Source organism: Lutibacter oricola (genome assembly GCF_900106565.1).
Lineage (GTDB): Bacteria > Bacteroidota > Bacteroidia > Flavobacteriales > Flavobacteriaceae > Lutibacter > Lutibacter oricola.
This window is the reverse complement of record NZ_FNNJ01000002.1, coordinates 69,159-86,262: the sequence shown is the minus strand read 5'-3', so window position 1 is coordinate 86,262 and position 17,104 is coordinate 69,159. Positions and strand designations below refer to the sequence as shown.

Annotated in this window: 12 protein-coding genes; 6 read left to right on the top strand and 6 right to left on the bottom strand. The window is 29.2% G+C overall.

Annotation, left to right across the window (positions count from 1 at the left end):
- Window positions 1–14: 14 nt before the first annotated feature.
- The 5 genes from prfB (at window position 15) to BLU40_RS05060 (ending at window position 7,207) form a co-directional block, all read left to right on the top strand.
- Window positions 15–1,121 (top strand): peptide chain release factor 2, encoded by a 1,107-nt coding sequence (gene prfB, locus BLU40_RS05080; RefSeq protein WP_090120601.1) that lies wholly within the window; start codon window positions 15–17, stop codon window positions 1,119–1,121.
- 4 nt (window positions 1,122–1,125) lie between these two features.
- The gene (locus tag BLU40_RS05075; RefSeq protein WP_090120597.1) at window positions 1,126–1,740 is read left to right on the top strand and encodes an HAD family hydrolase; all 615 of its coding nucleotides are present in this window, start codon (window positions 1,126–1,128) and stop codon (window positions 1,738–1,740) included.
- 140 nt (window positions 1,741–1,880) lie between these two features.
- The gene (locus BLU40_RS05070; protein WP_090120593.1) at window positions 1,881–4,262 is read left to right on the top strand and encodes a TonB-dependent receptor; all 2,382 of its coding nucleotides are present in this window, start codon (window positions 1,881–1,883) and stop codon (window positions 4,260–4,262) included.
- Window positions 4,263–4,286: 24 nt separating this feature from the next.
- Window positions 4,287–4,625, top strand: a complete 339-nt coding sequence (gene arsC / locus BLU40_RS05065; protein WP_090120590.1) for an arsenate reductase (glutaredoxin) — start codon at window positions 4,287–4,289, stop codon at window positions 4,623–4,625.
- 179 nt (window positions 4,626–4,804) lie between these two features.
- Entirely contained in the window at window positions 4,805–7,207 is a 2,403-nt protein-coding gene (locus BLU40_RS05060) for a TonB-dependent receptor (RefSeq protein WP_090121902.1), read from the top strand.
- Window positions 7,208–7,279: 72 nt separating this feature from the next.
- Here BLU40_RS05060 and BLU40_RS17520 read toward each other — a convergent pair whose 3' ends face one another.
- The 5 genes from BLU40_RS17520 to pta all read right to left on the bottom strand — a co-directional run bounded on the left by BLU40_RS17520 (window position 7,280) and on the right by pta (window position 13,260).
- Window positions 7,280–7,447, bottom strand: coding sequence for a hypothetical protein (locus tag BLU40_RS17520; protein WP_090120586.1), 168 nt, complete (start codon window positions 7,445–7,447; stop codon window positions 7,280–7,282).
- Between the two features lie 163 nt (window positions 7,448–7,610).
- Window positions 7,611–9,218 carry a fumarate hydratase gene (locus tag BLU40_RS05050; protein WP_090120584.1) on the bottom strand — a complete coding sequence of 536 codons (1,608 nt, stop codon included), beginning with the start codon at window positions 9,216–9,218 and terminating at the stop codon, window positions 7,611–7,613.
- A gap of 216 nt (window positions 9,219–9,434) precedes the next feature.
- Window positions 9,435–9,875, bottom strand: a complete 441-nt coding sequence (locus tag BLU40_RS05045) for a hypothetical protein (protein WP_090120580.1) — start codon at window positions 9,873–9,875, stop codon at window positions 9,435–9,437.
- A 96-nt stretch (window positions 9,876–9,971) separates the two neighbouring features.
- Window positions 9,972–11,162 (bottom strand): acetate/propionate family kinase, encoded by a 1,191-nt coding sequence (locus tag BLU40_RS05040; RefSeq protein WP_090120578.1) that lies wholly within the window; start codon window positions 11,160–11,162, stop codon window positions 9,972–9,974.
- A gap of 1 nt (window position 11,163) precedes the next feature.
- On the bottom strand, window positions 11,164–13,260 hold the full coding sequence (gene pta, locus BLU40_RS05035) for a phosphate acetyltransferase (protein ID WP_090120576.1): 2,097 nt from the start codon (window positions 13,258–13,260) through the stop codon (window positions 11,164–11,166).
- 154 nt (window positions 13,261–13,414) lie between these two features.
- On the opposite strand from pta, the gene hutI reads away from it, so the two are divergent.
- Window positions 13,415–14,650 (top strand): imidazolonepropionase, encoded by a 1,236-nt coding sequence (gene hutI / locus BLU40_RS05030; RefSeq protein ID WP_090120574.1) that lies wholly within the window; start codon window positions 13,415–13,417, stop codon window positions 14,648–14,650.
- On the opposite strand, the gene BLU40_RS05025 is transcribed toward hutI, so the two are convergent.
- Complete coding sequence (locus BLU40_RS05025) at window positions 14,647–17,100, bottom strand: exopolysaccharide transport family protein (protein ID WP_090120571.1); 2,454 nt, start codon at window positions 17,098–17,100, stop codon at window positions 14,647–14,649. The genes hutI and BLU40_RS05025 overlap by 4 nt on opposite strands.
- Window positions 17,101–17,104: the final 4 nt, after the last annotated feature.

The window sequence follows — 17,104 nt, the reverse complement described above, 5'->3', positions numbered from 1 at the left end:
TCTTAAATATTAAAATGATTTCGAAAGACCACCTAAATAAGTTACAAGAACGAATTAGCAAGTTAAAAACTTACCTTGATATTGACAAGAAAATAATTGAAATTTCTAACGAGGAAGAAAAGGCTGCAAACCCCGATTTTTGGAACAAACCAAAGGAAGCTGAAGTATTAATGAAAACCCTACGTTCTAAAAAAAAATGGGTTGAAGATTTTAATATTTTAACTACTAATTTAGAAGAAATTACAATTCTTTTAGAGTATTTCTCTGAAGGTGAAGCTACTGAAGAAGAAATAGATTCTATCTATAACTCTACTATAGAACTATTAGAAAACTTAGAATTTAAAAATATGCTTTCTGAAGAAGGTGATAGTCTAAGTGCTGTATTACAAATTACCGCTGGTGCTGGAGGAACAGAAAGTTGTGATTGGGCAGAAATGCTAATGCGCATGTATTTAATGTGGAGCGAAAAACAAGGTTTTAAAGTAAAAGAATTAAACCTACAAGATGGTGATGTTGCTGGAATTAAAACTGTTACCATAGAAATTGATGGCGAATATGCTTTTGGTTATTTAAAAGGTGAAAACGGTGTACACCGTTTAGTTAGAATTTCTCCTTTTGATAGTAATGCTAAAAGACATACAAGTTTTGCCTCGGTCTATGTATATCCACTAGTAGATGATAGTATAGAAATTGTAATTAACCCTGCAGATATAGAAATTACCACGGCAAGATCTAGTGGTGCTGGAGGGCAAAATGTAAATAAAGTTGAAACTAAAGTTCAATTAAATCATAAACCAACTGGAATTCAAATTCAATGCTCAGAAACACGATCTCAGCACGAAAACAGAGACAGAGCAATGCAAATGCTTAAATCTCAATTATATGAAATTGAATTAAAAAAACAACAAGAAGCTCGTGGTGAAATTGAAGCTGGTAAAATGAAAATTGATTTTGGTTCTCAAATTAGAAACTACGTTATGCACCCGTATAAATTGGTAAAAGATGTTAGAACAGCTTACGAAACTGGTAATGTAGATGCTGTTATGAATGGTGAAATTGATAGTTTTATTAAAGCATATTTAATGCAACAAGGACAAAAAGATACTTCAAACGAATTATAAACTTATGAGTAAAATTGATACTGTAATATTTGATCTAGGTGGTGTTTTAGTGGATTGGAACCCAGAACACCTTTATTTAAAAGCTTTTAATGGCGATACAAAAAAAATGAATTGGTTTTTAACCAATGTTTGTACTCCTGAATGGAATATGGAGCAAGATGCTGGAAGAACAATTGCCGAAGCTGAAAAAATAAAAATTGCAGAATACCCACAGTATGAAGAGTTAATTAAACTTTTTTATAAAGATTGGGAATTTATGTTCAAAGGCGTTATTAAAGAGAATGTTGAACTATTTAAACGTTTAAAAGCATCAGAAAACTATAAAGTTTACGCTTTAACTAATTGGAGTGCCGAAAAATGGGATAAAGCTTTAGAGTTATTTCCTTTTTTTAAAGATTTTGATGGTGTTGTTGTATCCGGACAAGAAAAATGTAGAAAACCATTCGATAAAATATATAAAATTATTATAGACCGTTTCAATATTTCTCCTGAAAAAGCAATATTTATTGATGATAATTTTGATAACGCTCAATCAGCTAAAAGATTAGGTATAAATGGTATTCATTTTAAAAATATTAAACAATTAAATACAGATTTAGCAAGTTTTAATATCCTATAATACCTATTTAACACAATAACCGACCTATTTTTAAAAACATTTGGGTATAAATTCATAATAATTTGTATTTTAGCAAAAAAATAGATAAAATAATCTTTAAGCGTATTTTATTTAATTGTTATGAAATTTAAATCAACCCTATGAAAAGAATAATTAATTTATTATTTTTTGCAATACCCTTGCTTATTTTTGGCCAAGAAAAAAGCCTAACTTCCTATACAATTTCAGGAAAAATTATTGATACTGAAACAAAAAAACCTATAGAAGCTGCTTCTATTGTTTTTAGAAATAATAAAGATGAAATTAAATACGGAGGAATTACGAATCGACAAGGTCATTTTTCAATTGATGTTAAACAAGGCAGTTATATAGTTACTGTAGAATATATTTCATACCAAACCAAACAACTACCAATTTCTTTAGTATCCGAAAACAAAAATATTGGAACGGTAGCTTTAACAATTGATAACAATATTTTAGATGAAATTGAAATAGTTTCTGAAAAGAAAAATATTCAAATAACACCTAAAAAAATGACTATTAATGTTTCTAAAGACATTGCATCTGCAGGAGGAATAGCTACAGATGTTTTAAATAACATACCTTCTCTAAATGTAGATGACGGTACAATTTTATTAAGAGGAATGCCTACAACTGTTATGATTAACGGAAGACTTTCACCTTTAACTGGTTCTGAAGCTTTGGGTTCAATACCTGCAAGCTCTATAGATAAAATTGAAGTAATTTCTAATCCTGATGCTAGTTATTCTGCATCTTATAAAAGCATTGTAAATATTATTCTTAAAAAAGGAAAAGACAATGGTTTAAATGGTTCTATAACTGCTACTGGTGGTTACAAAGATATTTACGGAGGTTTAGTTACCTTAAATTACAAAACGAAAAAATATAATGTTTTTTCCACTTTAAACTATGCACATAGCAACCCTATTAAAACTGCTAACTATAATACTGAATATTTTGAAAATGGCTTAACTAGTTTATTATTTAATGAAAATAATGAATCAAGTTCTATTAAAAACAATTACCTTGGTTTATTAGGAGTAGAAATTTACCTTTCTAATAAAACAACTATAACTCCTCAAATTAATTATAGCAATATAGGTTCAAAAACAAATAGTAACACTAATACCAACTTTTTTAACGCTTCAAATGTTCTTCAAACATCCAACTTAAGAAATTACACTATTGATTTTGATGATGAAATTATTGACTATTCTATAGATTTTGAACATAATTTTAATGAAGGTAAAACACTAAAAGGTTATTTTAATTTTAGTGATGATGTAGAGGATTTTGATAGAGTTGTTAGTAACACCAATACAGACTTTACAAATGAAGATTATATCGAACATAACGACTTTAAAAATTCCACTTTAGAAGTTTCATATAATCATTCTTTAGATGATAATAAAGCTTTTGCCTTTGGATATAAAGGAGAATTTGGTAACAATAATTTTTTCAACACAGAAGAAAACGCTGTTAACAATATAGATTACAATGAAAATATAAATGCTGTGTATGCAGAGTTTGAGAATCAAATGGATAAACTATACTTTGGTATATCTTTAAGGGCTGAATTCAGTAAAATTGATGTAAAGTATGTTGATTCTAATACAGAACAAAACCAAAAATACGACAATTTATTTCCTTCGCTTTATTTAAGTTATGATCTTAAGGATAATAAAGCTTTAACCTTAAGCTCTAGCAAAAGTATAGCTAGACCTGATTACTCAAGAATACAACCTTTTGAACAAAAAATAAGTGAAACTAGTAGTTATATTGGTAACGAAAACTTAATTCCAATTTATATTTATCAAAACGAGTTAACCTATTCTTATCTTGGAGATAAAATTTCTATATTTCCAACCTTATTCTACGCTGTTTACGAAAATTACTGGCAAGATGTTACTTATAAAACTGGAGAAAAATTTAACGGAGCAGATAAATTAATTTCAACAGTAGCAAATATTGGCGATTTTAAATATTATGGTTTAAACCTAACATTTACATACAACCCAACTAAAATTTTAAGCTTTAACGGTAACGCAATATTAGCTCAAATGGATCAAACAGGAGGAGTGTTTAATACTGTTAATGATGCAAATGAAGCTATTGAAATAGATTACAATAATAGTAATTTTAATAGTGAATTTAGTTTATTAACGCAGGTAAAAATTCCTAAACTATTTAATTTTCAAACCAATGTAAAGCATTTTTCAGAATCTGAAGGCGCAATTTCAACAAGAAAAGCCTACACTTATGCATCTGCTGCAATAACTAAAGAATTATTTAACAATAATGCCACAATAAGTTTAAACGTAGATGATATATTTTTATCTAAAGAAACTAATAGAGATAGATATACCGAAGATTTTTTCCAAAACACAAAATTTATAAATAAATATAGAACTATAAAGCTTTCGTTTACTTATAGGTTTAACCAAAGTAAAAAACAGCGAAAAATTGATTTTGATAAGAAAGATATCAATCTAAACTATTAATTTAGCTGTTGAAAAACTTAAAAAATGAAAATATACCACAATCCACGTTGTAGCAAAAGTCGCCAAGGAGTTGCTATTTTAGAAGAAGCTAAAGTAAACTTTGAAACAATTAAATATTTAGATACACCTGTTTCTGTTGAAGAACTAAACGAAATAATTAAAATGTTAGGTATTTCACCAATAGATCTAGTTAGAAAAAACGAAGCTATTTGGAAAGAAAACTTCAAAGGAAAAAATTTAACCGACAGTGAAATTGTAACTGCAATGATAGAAAACCCTAAATTAATAGAGCGCCCTATTGTAATAAATAATGGAAAAGCTGTTATTGGTAGACCACCAGAAAATATAAAAACATTACTATAATAAATAAAAAGGCCATCAAAATTGATGGCTTTTTTATTTTACAAGTTAACACTAGTTAACATATTTTAAGTTGAATTCTACCTATTTTTGAAAAATACACAAACTTAATTATGAAAAATATCACTATAATTCTATTCTTAATTTTAGCTACTCCTATTTTTTCTCAGTATAAAAATAAGATGTCGCAGAGACCAAAAGTAGAAGTTACAGGTACTGTTATAGATTTTGACACAAAACTACCTTTAGAGTATGCTACAATAGTTTTAACTCCTTTAAAAGGTAAAAAACTAACCGGTGGAATTACAGATAGCAAAGGGAACTTTTCTGTTGAAGTACCAAAAGGATCTTATAATATTAGTGTTGAATTTATTTCGTTTAAAACTAAAACATTTCAAAACAAAATTCTTACTGCAAACATTAACTTAGGCGTAATTCCATTAAAAATTAATGCCGAAAGCTTAAATGAAGTTGAAATAATAGCAGAAAAAAGTACTGTTGAAATTAGATTAGATAAAAAAATATACAACGTTGGTAAAGATATGACCGTTAAAGGTGGTTCAGCTTCCGATGTTTTAGATAATGTACCATCCGTATCTGTAGATGTTGAAGGAAATGTTAGTCTACGAGGAAATGATAATGTACGTATTCTTGTAAATGGAAAACCTTCTGGATTAGTTGGCTTAAGTGGTACAGATGCTTTACGTCAATTACCCGCAGATGCAATTGAAAAAGTTGAAGTAATTACTAGTCCATCTGCTCGCTATGAAGCCGAAGGAACTGCAGGTATTTTAAATATTGTACTTAGAAAAGGTAAAGCCTTAGGTTTTAATGGTTCGGTTTCTGCAAATATAGGTGAACCTGAAAGGTACGGCGCTTCTGCTAATTTAAATTACAGAACCAAAAAGGTAAATTTCTTTACGTATTTAGGTTACAACTTTAGAACTTCTCCTGGAAACGCATTTACAGATATGATTGTTTATGATAATTTAGATGCAATTGATTATTATAGAAACGAAAAAACTGATTACAACAGAGAAAGAAAAGGTATTAATTCTAGATTTGGTATTGAATATTATCTAAGCGAAAACAGTTCTATTACAGGTACTTTTTTATATAGAAATTCAGACGGAGAAGATATAGGAACTAACTACCTAGATGTACTTGACAACAATCTTCTATTAACAGAATCTAGCATACGTGAAGAGTTAGAAACTGAAGATGACAAAACTATAGAATACAACTTAAATTACACAAAAGATTTTAATAAATCTGGGCATAAATTAACATTCGATTTTCAATATAACGAAAGCGACGAAACTGAATTCAATTTTATTGATGACAATACTACTTACCCTTCATTTGAACAAGAAGCTGATGAAAGAATTACAACTACCGAAAGTAATAAAGAACTTCAAATTAAAGGAGATTACACGCTTCCAATTGGAGAAAACAAACAATTTGAAGCTGGATTTAATTTAAATTTTGAAGATTTAACTTCAAATTATTTAGTTGAAGATGAAACTATTGATAATGTTACCGGTGAAATTATTTCTGGTGTATTTGCCAATAACACCAATTTATCCAATTCACTAGATTTTAAACAAGATATTTATGCTTTTTATATACAATTTGGAAACAAAATTAATAAGTTTTCTTACTTATTGGGTTTACGTTCAGAAACTACAGAAAGAAGTATTAAACTAATAGATAGCAATGAAGAATTCAATAAAAAATTTACTGAATTATTTCCAACCGTAAACTTAGGCTTAGAATTAAATGATACAGAAAGTATTACGTTAGGTTATAGTAGAAGATTAAGACGTCCTCGTCACTTTTTTTTAAACCCTTTTGAAAGTAGAACAAGTGAAACATATATAAGAAGAGGAAATATTAATTTAGATCCAACTTACACAAGTTCATTTGATCTTGGTTATCTTAAAAAGTGGGATAAATTCACATTAAATTCTTCTATGTATTACCAATATTCTACTAATGTTTTTGAAATGGTTCAAGATGAAGAATACAGAGAAATTGATGGAGAAGAAACCTTAGTAATTATTAGAACCCCAATAAATTTTGGATCACAAAACCGTTATGGATTCGAATTTACTGCTAATTACAATCCATTTAAATGGTGGAGAATTTCTTCTAGCTTCAACTTTTTTAAATCTGAAATGGAAGGAGACTACAACGGCATAAGTTACGATAATGATGATACTTCGTGGTTTACACGCTTAACTTCTAGAATTACACTTCCTGGAAAAATTGATTGGCAAACTAGAGGAATGTATATGGCTCCGTTTGAAAGTGCTTTGAGTAAACGAAAAAGTATGACTAGTGTTAACTTAGCTTTCAGTAAAGATATTTTAAAGGAAAAAGGAACTTTAGCTCTAAATGTTAGTGATTTATTTAACTCTAGAAAAAGAAGATCTGATTCATTTTCAGATAACACCTATTCGTATGGAGAATTTCAGTATAGAGAACGTCAAATATCGTTAAATTTTACCTATAGATTTAATCAAAAGAAAAAAAGAGAAAGACAAGGTAGTTATGATAATGATGGTGGAGACGAAATGTTTTAAACCTACTAGCATATATAACACAAAAAAAGAGCAACTAAATTAGTTGCTCTTTTTTTTATATAATAATTGTTATTATTCTTTTCTTGCAGGTTCTTCTTGCTTTCTATACTTTAAAGACTCTCTAAATGAACCAACTAACCAATAAGGAATAACGAAAGTTAATAAAAATATCATTAACCAAAATCCCATTGTGAAAATTGTTAAGAAAACTAAAAAACCAGAAAACTGAGATAAATCCATAGTAGTAATTATTTATTTTTTTTGCTATGTGACAAAATTAATATTTATTTTGAATTAATTGCACTACTTTTTATTTTTTTTATGATAATTCTCATTTCATTATTCAAAAAAAAACACCAAACGAAATAAATCATTTGGTGTATTTAATATTTAAAGCCTTTTCTTATTTAAATTCAGAAAAGAAATCGTTTCCTTTATCATCTACTAATAAGAATGCTGGGAAGTTTTCAATTTTAATTTTTCTAACTGCTTCCATTCCTAATTCTGCAAAATCAACAACTTCAACAGATTTAATACTGTTTTTAGCTAAAATAGCAGCTGGCCCACCAATAGAACCTAAATAGAAACCACCGTTTGCTTTACAAGCATCTGTAACTTGTTGAGAACGGTTACCTTTAGCTACCATTACCATACTACCACCAACTTTTTGGAAAGGATCTACATAAGGATCCATTCTACCTGCTGTTGTTGGCCCAAAACTACCTGAAGGCATTCCTTTAGGTGTTTTTGCTGGTCCCGCATAATAAACTGGATGATCTTTAAAGTATTGTGGCATTTCTTCACCATTAGCTAACATTTCGCTAATACGTGCGTGTGCCATATCACGAGCAACAATTAATGTTCCTTTTAAGTTAAAACGAGTTTTTACTGGGTGCTTAGAAAGTTCTTCTCTAATTTTTTCCATTGGTTGATCTAAATCTAACTCAATTGCATCCTTTAAGTGCGGTGCTTCTTTTGGTAAAAATTGTGCTGGATTTTTTTCTAATTCTTCTAAGAAAATACCTTCAGAAGTAATTTTACCTTTTACATTACGATCGGCACTACAACTAACACCTAAACCTACTGGACAAGATGCTGCGTGACGAGGTAGACGAATTACACGTACATCGTGCACAAAGTATTTACCACCAAATTGAGCTCCTACTCCACTTTCTTGACAAATTTTAGTAATTTTTTCTTCCCACTCAAGGTCACGGAAAGCTTGACCTCCCATATTTCCTTCAGTTGGTAAGTGATCTAAATAACCTGCAGATGCTTTTTTAACAGTTGCTAAGTTTGCTTCAGCAGAAGTTCCACCAACTACAAATGCTAAATGGTAAGGAGGACATGCAGATGTACCTAAATCCATAATATGCTTTTTAACAAAGTTTGTTAAATTTTCTTCAGTTAACAAAGACTTTGTCATTTGGTACAAATAGGTTTTATTTCCAGAACCACCACCTTTTGTTATAAATAAAAACTCATATTTATCGCCAGTTTCAGAATAAATATCAATTTGAGCAGGTAAATTAGAACCTGAATTTTTCTCTTCTAACATTGTTTGTGGAACAATTTGAGAAAAACGTAAATTATCTGTTTGGTAAGTATTATAAACTCCTTTTGAAATATATTCAGCATCGTTTACACCTGTGTAAACATCTTCACCTTTTTTTGCTACACAAATTGCAGTACCAGTATCTTGACACGTTGGCAGTTCTCCTGCTGCAGTAACCATTTGGTTTAATAACATTGTATAAGCAACAAAACGATCGTTATCAGTAGCTTCTGGATCTTTAAGAATTGTCTCTAATTTTTGTAAGTGAGTAGCACGTAGGTAGAACGATACATCGTGGTATGCAGCTTGTGAAAGCAACTCTATTCCTTCTGGTGATACTTTTAGAATTTTACGTCCATCAAACTCAACCACAGATACGTGATCTTTAGTTAACAAACGATACTTTGTTGTGTCCTTTGTAATAGGAAACGGTTTTTGGTATTTAAATTCAGACATCTTATATATTTTAATTTGTAACTTAATTTTTTCTCCCACAAATATACAATTGATGTAGAAAAAACTTGTTAGAAAAAAGGTTTATTTATCTTTTAACCGTATAAAAGTTAATATAATATGACAAATGTCAGAACTAAACAAGGAGTATATAATTTTTACTCTTTTTGAATATTTTATTTGGAAACGTTATTCCAAGGCTAGTATTAAACTATCGAGTTACAAGCTCTTTTTTAAGAGCTTAATTTCATTAATAATATCTGTTCTTGATGTTTCATCATTAAAATTTAAAAACGAAAAAGAAGCTCCTAATGTAGAAAAAACATCTAACGTTACTGGTAATTTTTTATTAAGTTTCGAAAATAGAATTCCAATAACTACCTCTTTAGGTTTACTTGTTAAAAATGCAATTTTTCGGTTTGAAATAGATTTAATATTTTTAGTTGCAAATTGAATGTATTCTAGAATTTCTTCTTCAGAAATGTTCCAAGTTGCGTTTCTTAAATCCATTATTATATTATAATCTGGCTTATAATTTATATCCTGAAATAATTTAGTCTTTAACGCTATTACATCTTCAATATAAAAATCTCCGTTATAAACTTCAATAATTAAATGTTGATTAGTTAAAATTTTATATGTTTTATAATCTGTTTTCAATAATAAACTACTTGTATATTATATCCTAAATATTAATTCGTAAAAATAAAAACCTTCCAATATTTGAAAGGTTTTTATTAAAATATATAGTTTTTTTTATTTTATCAACTCAAATGATTGATTTGCAATCTCTAACTCTTCGTTAGTTGGTATAACTAATAATTTAACTTTAGATTTTTCTGTATGAATTTCTTCTATTTTTCTAGCTTTCATATTATTTTTATCTAAATCAATATCAATTCCAAAGAAATCTAAGTTTTCACAAACCATTTTACGCATTGGTATAGAATTTTCTCCAACACCAGCTGTAAATACAATAGCATCTACACCGTTTAAAACAGCTATGTAACTTCCTAAATATTGTCTTAATCTATAAGCAGCCATTTCTAATGCTAATTGACATTTTTCATCACCAGCTTCTGCTTCTGCTTCAATATCTCTATAATCAGATAAACCGTCTGTTAAACCAACCATACCACTTTCTTTTTGAAGCATGTTATTTACATCATTTAATTCATAACCTAAATTATTAACTAAATGAAATATAATAGATTGGTCTATATCTCCACTTCTACCTCCCATAATTAAACCTGCAACTGGTCCAAATCCTAATGAAGTATCAATACTTTTTCCATCTTTAATTGCCGTCATACTACAACCACCACCTAAGTGAATTGTAATAATTTTAGAACAATTTTCACCTTCTAAATGTTCTATTGCTCTTTCTGCTACATATTTATGACTTGTACCGTGGAAACCATACCTACGAATATTATGCTCTTCTAAAAATTTATTTGGAATGGCATATTTATAAGCTTCAACTGGCATTGTTTGATGAAACGCTGTATCAAAAACAGCAACTTGTTTAGCTTCTGGAAAAATTTCTTCAGCAACAACAATACCTTCGTAATTTGCAGGGTTATGCAATGGTGCTAATGAAAATAAATCTTTTATTTTTTCTTTTACTTCATCGTTAATTACAACGGTTTCAGCAAAAGTACTTCCACCGTGTACAACTCTATGTCCAACAGCAGAAATTTCTGATGTAGATTTAATTACACCTACTTCTTCATCTAAAAGAAATTTAACCAATTTTTGAAGACCAGCTTTATGATCTGGAATTCTACAAACCTTTTCTATTTCATTTGTAGCAGATTCGTATTTGATTTTTGGATTTTCTAATCCAATACGTTCTACAATTCCCGAACATATTACCTCCTGAGAAGGCATATTAAATAATTGATATTTAATTGATGAACTACCTGAGTTTATTACTAAAATTTTCATTTTATATTCCTTGTGCTTGTATTGCTGTTAAAATTACTGTGTTAAAAATATCGTCTATTGTACAACCTCTACTTAAATCGTTTACTGGTTTATTTAAACCTTGTAACATTGGGCCAATTGCCAATGCTCCTGTTTCACGTTGTACTGCTTTATATGTGTTGTTTCCTGTATTTAAATCTGGAAAAATTAATACGTTTGCTTGTCCTGCAACTTCAGAATCTGGCATTTTACTTTTACCTACTTTAGGATCTACAGCTGCATCGTATTGAATTGGTCCTTCTACTTTTAAATCTGGTCGTTTTTCTTTTACAATTTCTGTTGCTGCTCTAACTACATCAACATCTGCTCCTTTTCCAGATGCACCAGATGAATAAGATAACATAGCTATTTTAGGTTCCATACCAAAATTAATGCTACTTTCTGCTGAAGATATTGCTATTTCTGCTAATTGCTCTGCATTTGGATTTGGATTAATTGCACAATCTCCAAAAACAGAAACTCTATCTTCTAAACACATAAAGAATACTGAAGAAACTACAGATACTCCTGGTCTAGTTTTTACAAATTGTAAAGCTGGTAAAATAGTATGTCCCGTTGTATGTGCTGCTCCAGAAACCATTCCGTCTGCTAAACCTTTATGCACCATCATAGTACCAAAGTAAGAAACATCTCCCATTAAATCTTCAGCCATTTCAATAGTTAAACCTTTATGTTTACGTATTTCAAACAAGGTTTTTGAAAACTCTTTATAATACTCAGATTTTATTGGATCTATAATTGTTAGCTTACTTAAATCTAAATTTAAACCTAAGCTTTGCGCTCTATTTTCAATATTTTCATAATCACCTAGAACAGTAATATCTACAATATCTAAAGCAAGTAATCTAGCTGTAGCAGCAATAATTCTATCATCACTTCCCTCAGGTAAAACAATATGTTTACGCTCTGTTTTTGCTCTTTTTAATAAATTGTATTGGAACATTTTAGGAGTCATTCCACTACTTTGAAATGTAATTAAACGCTCATTAATTTTATCCTCGTCTATATATTTATCAAATGTATTAATTGCTGAAATAATTTTCTCTGTGTTTTCTGCATACATATGAGACCTTACCGCTCCAATTTGATTTGCTGTATGGAAAGTTCCATCTTTTACACTTAATATAGGTACAACTTGTCCTAAACCTTCAATTAATTTTACAATTGGTTCTTCTAAAGTTATTCCACCAGTTAAAACAATACCTGCCACTGCTGGATAATTAGTAGAAATATTAGCTTGTAAAGCACCTAAAACAATATCAGATCTATCACCTGGTGTTATTACCAAAGTATTCATGTTTTTAAGGTGAGTTAAGTAGTTTCTTAACTGCATTGCTCCTACTGTAAAACTTGCACATTGATTGTTCATATGCTCTTCACCAAATAAAACTTCAGCATTTACAGTTGCTGCTATTTCTTTTAATGTAGGGTTATTTAATGTTGAAATTAGTGGAATTGCATTTACCAATACATCTGCTGGTAATACCTTTTTCACATCTTCTTCTACAATAGATAAGTTTTCTTCTTTAATTTTATTTGCAACTACTGCTAAAACTTCAACTTCTTTATCTTTAAAAGAGTCATAAGCTAGTAACAAGTCGCCCATAAATTCGTCCATAGATTTACCAACACCGCTAGAAACAATAATTGCAGGTATACCTAAATTTTTAGCTATTAAAATATTAGCATCTAATTCAATTGCAGATCCTTCGCCTGAGAAATCTGTTCCTTCAACAAGCATAAAATCGTTTTGCTCTTCAAGAACTTTGTACTTTTCAATTATAGTGTCTATAATTTCTCCTTCTTTCCCCTTGTTTCTCTTATTTATAAACTCAGTTCTAGTAAAAGCAAAAGCATCTTTTGGTTTTAGATCTAATTCGAACTGAGAAATAATAGTGTTAATATGATTATCGTTTTTACCTTTTTTAACATCGTCTATTATAGGCCTAAAGTAACCCACTTTAGCTGTTTTACCCAGTAACATACTCATTAAACCTAGTACAACAATAGATTTACCACTATTAGGTTCACTAGTAGCAATATATATAGCTTTATTCATTAAATTAAATTTTATGCAAATATACTTTTTATGAAGTTATAAAACCATACCTGTAGGTCTTTTTTTGAAATTGGTTAACCAATTTTACAATTATTTAACATTAAAAGCTATTTTGTAAATAATTAATACCTTTGATTCACAAAATTTTAGGTAAATGACTACACTTTTTTATAATATAAAAGAATTAATACAAGTAGAAGAAACTTCAAAAAAAATGGTTTCTGGTAAAGAAATGAAGATTTTACCTACTCTAAAAAATGCTTTTCTAGTTATTGAAAATAACAAAATTAAAGATTTTGGTGTTATGGAACACTGCCCAAAATCAGGGTTTAATACTTCTGTAGATCTTTTAAATAAAATGATTTTACCTACTTGGTGCGATAGCCATACGCATATAGTTTATGCAGGAAATCGAGAACAAGAATTTGTAGATAGAATAAATGGTAAAACTTATGAAGAAATTGCTAATAATGGTGGTGGAATTTTAAATTCCGCAAAAAAACTACAACAAATTTCCGAAGAAGAATTATACAACCAATCTGCCAAACGAGTTGAAGAAGTAATGAGTTTAGGTACTGGTGCTATTGAAATAAAGTCGGGCTATGGTTTAACTAAAGAAGCTGAATTAAAAATGCTTCGAGTTATTAAAAAACTAAATGAGAATTATTCTGCAACCATAAAAGCCACTTTTTTAGGCGCACACGCAATTCCTTCAACCTATAAAAACAATAAAAATGTTTATTTAGATTTGGTTATAAATGAAATTTTACCTGAAGTTTCCTCTAACAACTTAGCCGAATTTATTGATGTATTTTGCGAAACAGGTTATTTTAGCGTTGCCGATACTAAACGCCTACTTAAAGCTGCAAAAAAATACAATTTAAAACCAAAAATTCATGTAAATCAGTTTACTGCAATTGGTGGTGTGCAAGCTGGTGTTGAGTTTAAAGCTTTATCTGTTGACCACTTAGAAGAAATGAGACAAGAAGATATTGAATCTTTAAAAAACACAAATACAATGCCTGTGGCATTACCATCGTGCTCTTACTTTTTAAGTATACCTTACACACCTGCAAGAAAAATAATTGATGCTGGTTTACCACTAGCACTTGCAACAGATTACAATCCTGGTTCTACACCTTCTGGAAATATGAATTTTATAATTTCTACAGCTTGTATTAAAATGAAAATGACTCCTGAAGAAGCTATAAATGCAGCAACAATAAATGGCGCTTATGCAATGGGATTAGAAAATGAACTTGGTAGTATTTGTATTGGAAAAAAAGCCAATTTTATAATTACAAAAGAAATACCAAGTTACGGTTTTATACCATACTCCTTTGGAAATAATCAAATTGAAACTATATATATTGAAGGTGTTAAAGTTTAGTTCTTTTTACGTTTAAATAACTTTTTAAAGAATGATTTCTCTTCTTCTTCGTGATACCCATTATTATACTTTCCGTAGCCATAACCGTAGCCGTATCCATAGCCGTACCCATAACCATAGCTAGATTTTACTTTAAAATCATTCAATACTATACTAATATTTGAAACTTCCTCCTTATTATATTTCTCGTTCACCATTTTTAGCATTCCCTTTTGAGAATATCCTTGTCTTACAACATAAATAGTAGTATCTGCATATTTTAATAATTCAATTGCATCACTTACTAACCCAATTGGTGGCGTATCTAAAATTACATAATCGTACTCTTCTTTTAAACTATTAATTAGATCGTCTGTAGCACTACTAATTAACAATTCTGAAGGATTTGGTGGTACAGGCCCAGAAGTTATTACGTGTAAATTTGGCACTTTGGTTTCTTGAATAATGGCCTCTTTGGTTTCTTCTGCAATTAAATAGTTAACTACTCCTATATTATTTGTAATTTCAAAATCGCCAAATATTTTTGGTTTACGTAAGTCTAAACCTACAAGCACCGTTTTTTTACCTCCTAAAGCAAAAACCGTTGCCATATTAATAGATACAAAAGTTTTTCCTTCACCACTAACAGATGATGTTACTACAACTGTTTTAGATTTATCTCTAATCTTTCTATCAAATAAAAATTGAATATTAGATCGTAAGGCTCTAAATGATTCTGAAACTGTAGATTTTGGCTTTAAGAATACTGCCAAGTTATTTTCTGCAGTATTTTGCCCAACTACACCTAACATAGGAATTGGCGAAATTTTTTCAATATCTTCTGCTAAATGTACTTTAGTGTCTAACAACTCTTTTGCTATAATTACAAATAATGGCAATATTGTTCCTAAAAGCAAAGCAATCATAAAATTGAATGATACTCTTGGTAAAATAGATCCTTGCCCAGTATCTTTTGCTTTATCTAAAACAGAAATATCCGAAACACTTGCTGCAATTGCAATATCTGCCTCGTAACGTTTTTGCATTAAAAACACATAATTTGCTTCAGTTAAACTGTATTTTCGCTGAAAATTAAGTAGTTTTTGTTCCTTATTAGGTAATTTATTTAATTTATAATTATACGAATTTAAACGTCTTTGACTATTACTTAAAGTTACGTTTGTTGCCTTTTTTAATGAAGCTAAATTTTCTAAAACTACTTTTTGAGTTGTTTCTAACTCTTTATTTACAATTTTTAATGAAGGATGACTGCCTGTAACTTCCCCTTCAAGCTTTTCTTTTTGAATAGAAAGTTCAGTTAACTTACCAACTAAATTAGATATACTAGCGTCTTCTATATTTATAATTGCAGGTGCAGGTATTTTAGAGTAATTAGAATGCGTATTTATATAATTTTCAAGATTGGTAAAGTATTCAATTCTATCTTTTAACTGTTTCTGCATTTGATCTAAACCAGTGGTTTGAGAAAAAATTTCACCTCCTTGAGCGGATAAATCGTAAATTGAATTTTTTTCTTTAAACTTTCCAATATTATCTTCTAAAACCTTAAGCGTATCTGAAGTATTATTAAACTGTTCTTCAATAAAATCTTTAGTACTACGAGCATAATTGGTTTTTTGTGCCAGCTCAACTTCTGCAAGAACTTCAACCGTTTTATTTAAATAGTCTACAATCCTATTTTTATTAGCTCCAGTTAATGATAATTCTACTAAAGAAGTACCAGATAAACCTTTAGCTCTAACGTTTTTATAAGTATTTGTTGCTTGGTTTATAGAGCTTAAGTTAATAAAAAAGCTATCACCTACCTGCAATTCGTTTAAATTATTTTTTACAATTTGCCCTTTTAAAAATGGGAAATTTATATATTCTTCAAACAAAAATTCTTTACTAATTTTTTCAGAAGAATTAAATTTTTTAAATGTTTCTGTTTTATAATTTGTTAACTGATAATTTAATTTCTCATCAAAATTAACTGACAACCTAAAACTATTTTCTGAAATAAATTCAACTTTAATAAACGTATTTAATAATTGAAACTGATTATTTTGAAGCTTTAATTGAAATGGTACAGTACCATAAGCATCTTCTTTTCTAAAACGTCCTTCGGTATAATAATTTATATAATACTCTAATTCTCTAACCACTTTCTCGTTATGCGATCTAGAAACCAATGCCTTTCTAATAGATTCTACCTTATCACTAACTCCACCCCAATTAAAAGCAATATTTGTTCCTGTTGCAAATAATGGATTACTTTGCTCTTTAACAGCAATAGTAGTTGTTAAACCATAAATACGTTGAGTAGAAATATTAACATAATATGCTATTGCCAATGCTATTGGTATGGTAAATAAAAACCATTTCCAATTTGAAATTATACGAAACAAATAATCTTTAATATCTGATATTTGTTCTTTTGGGTTTTCTATAAGTTTGAACTTATTATCCATAAAT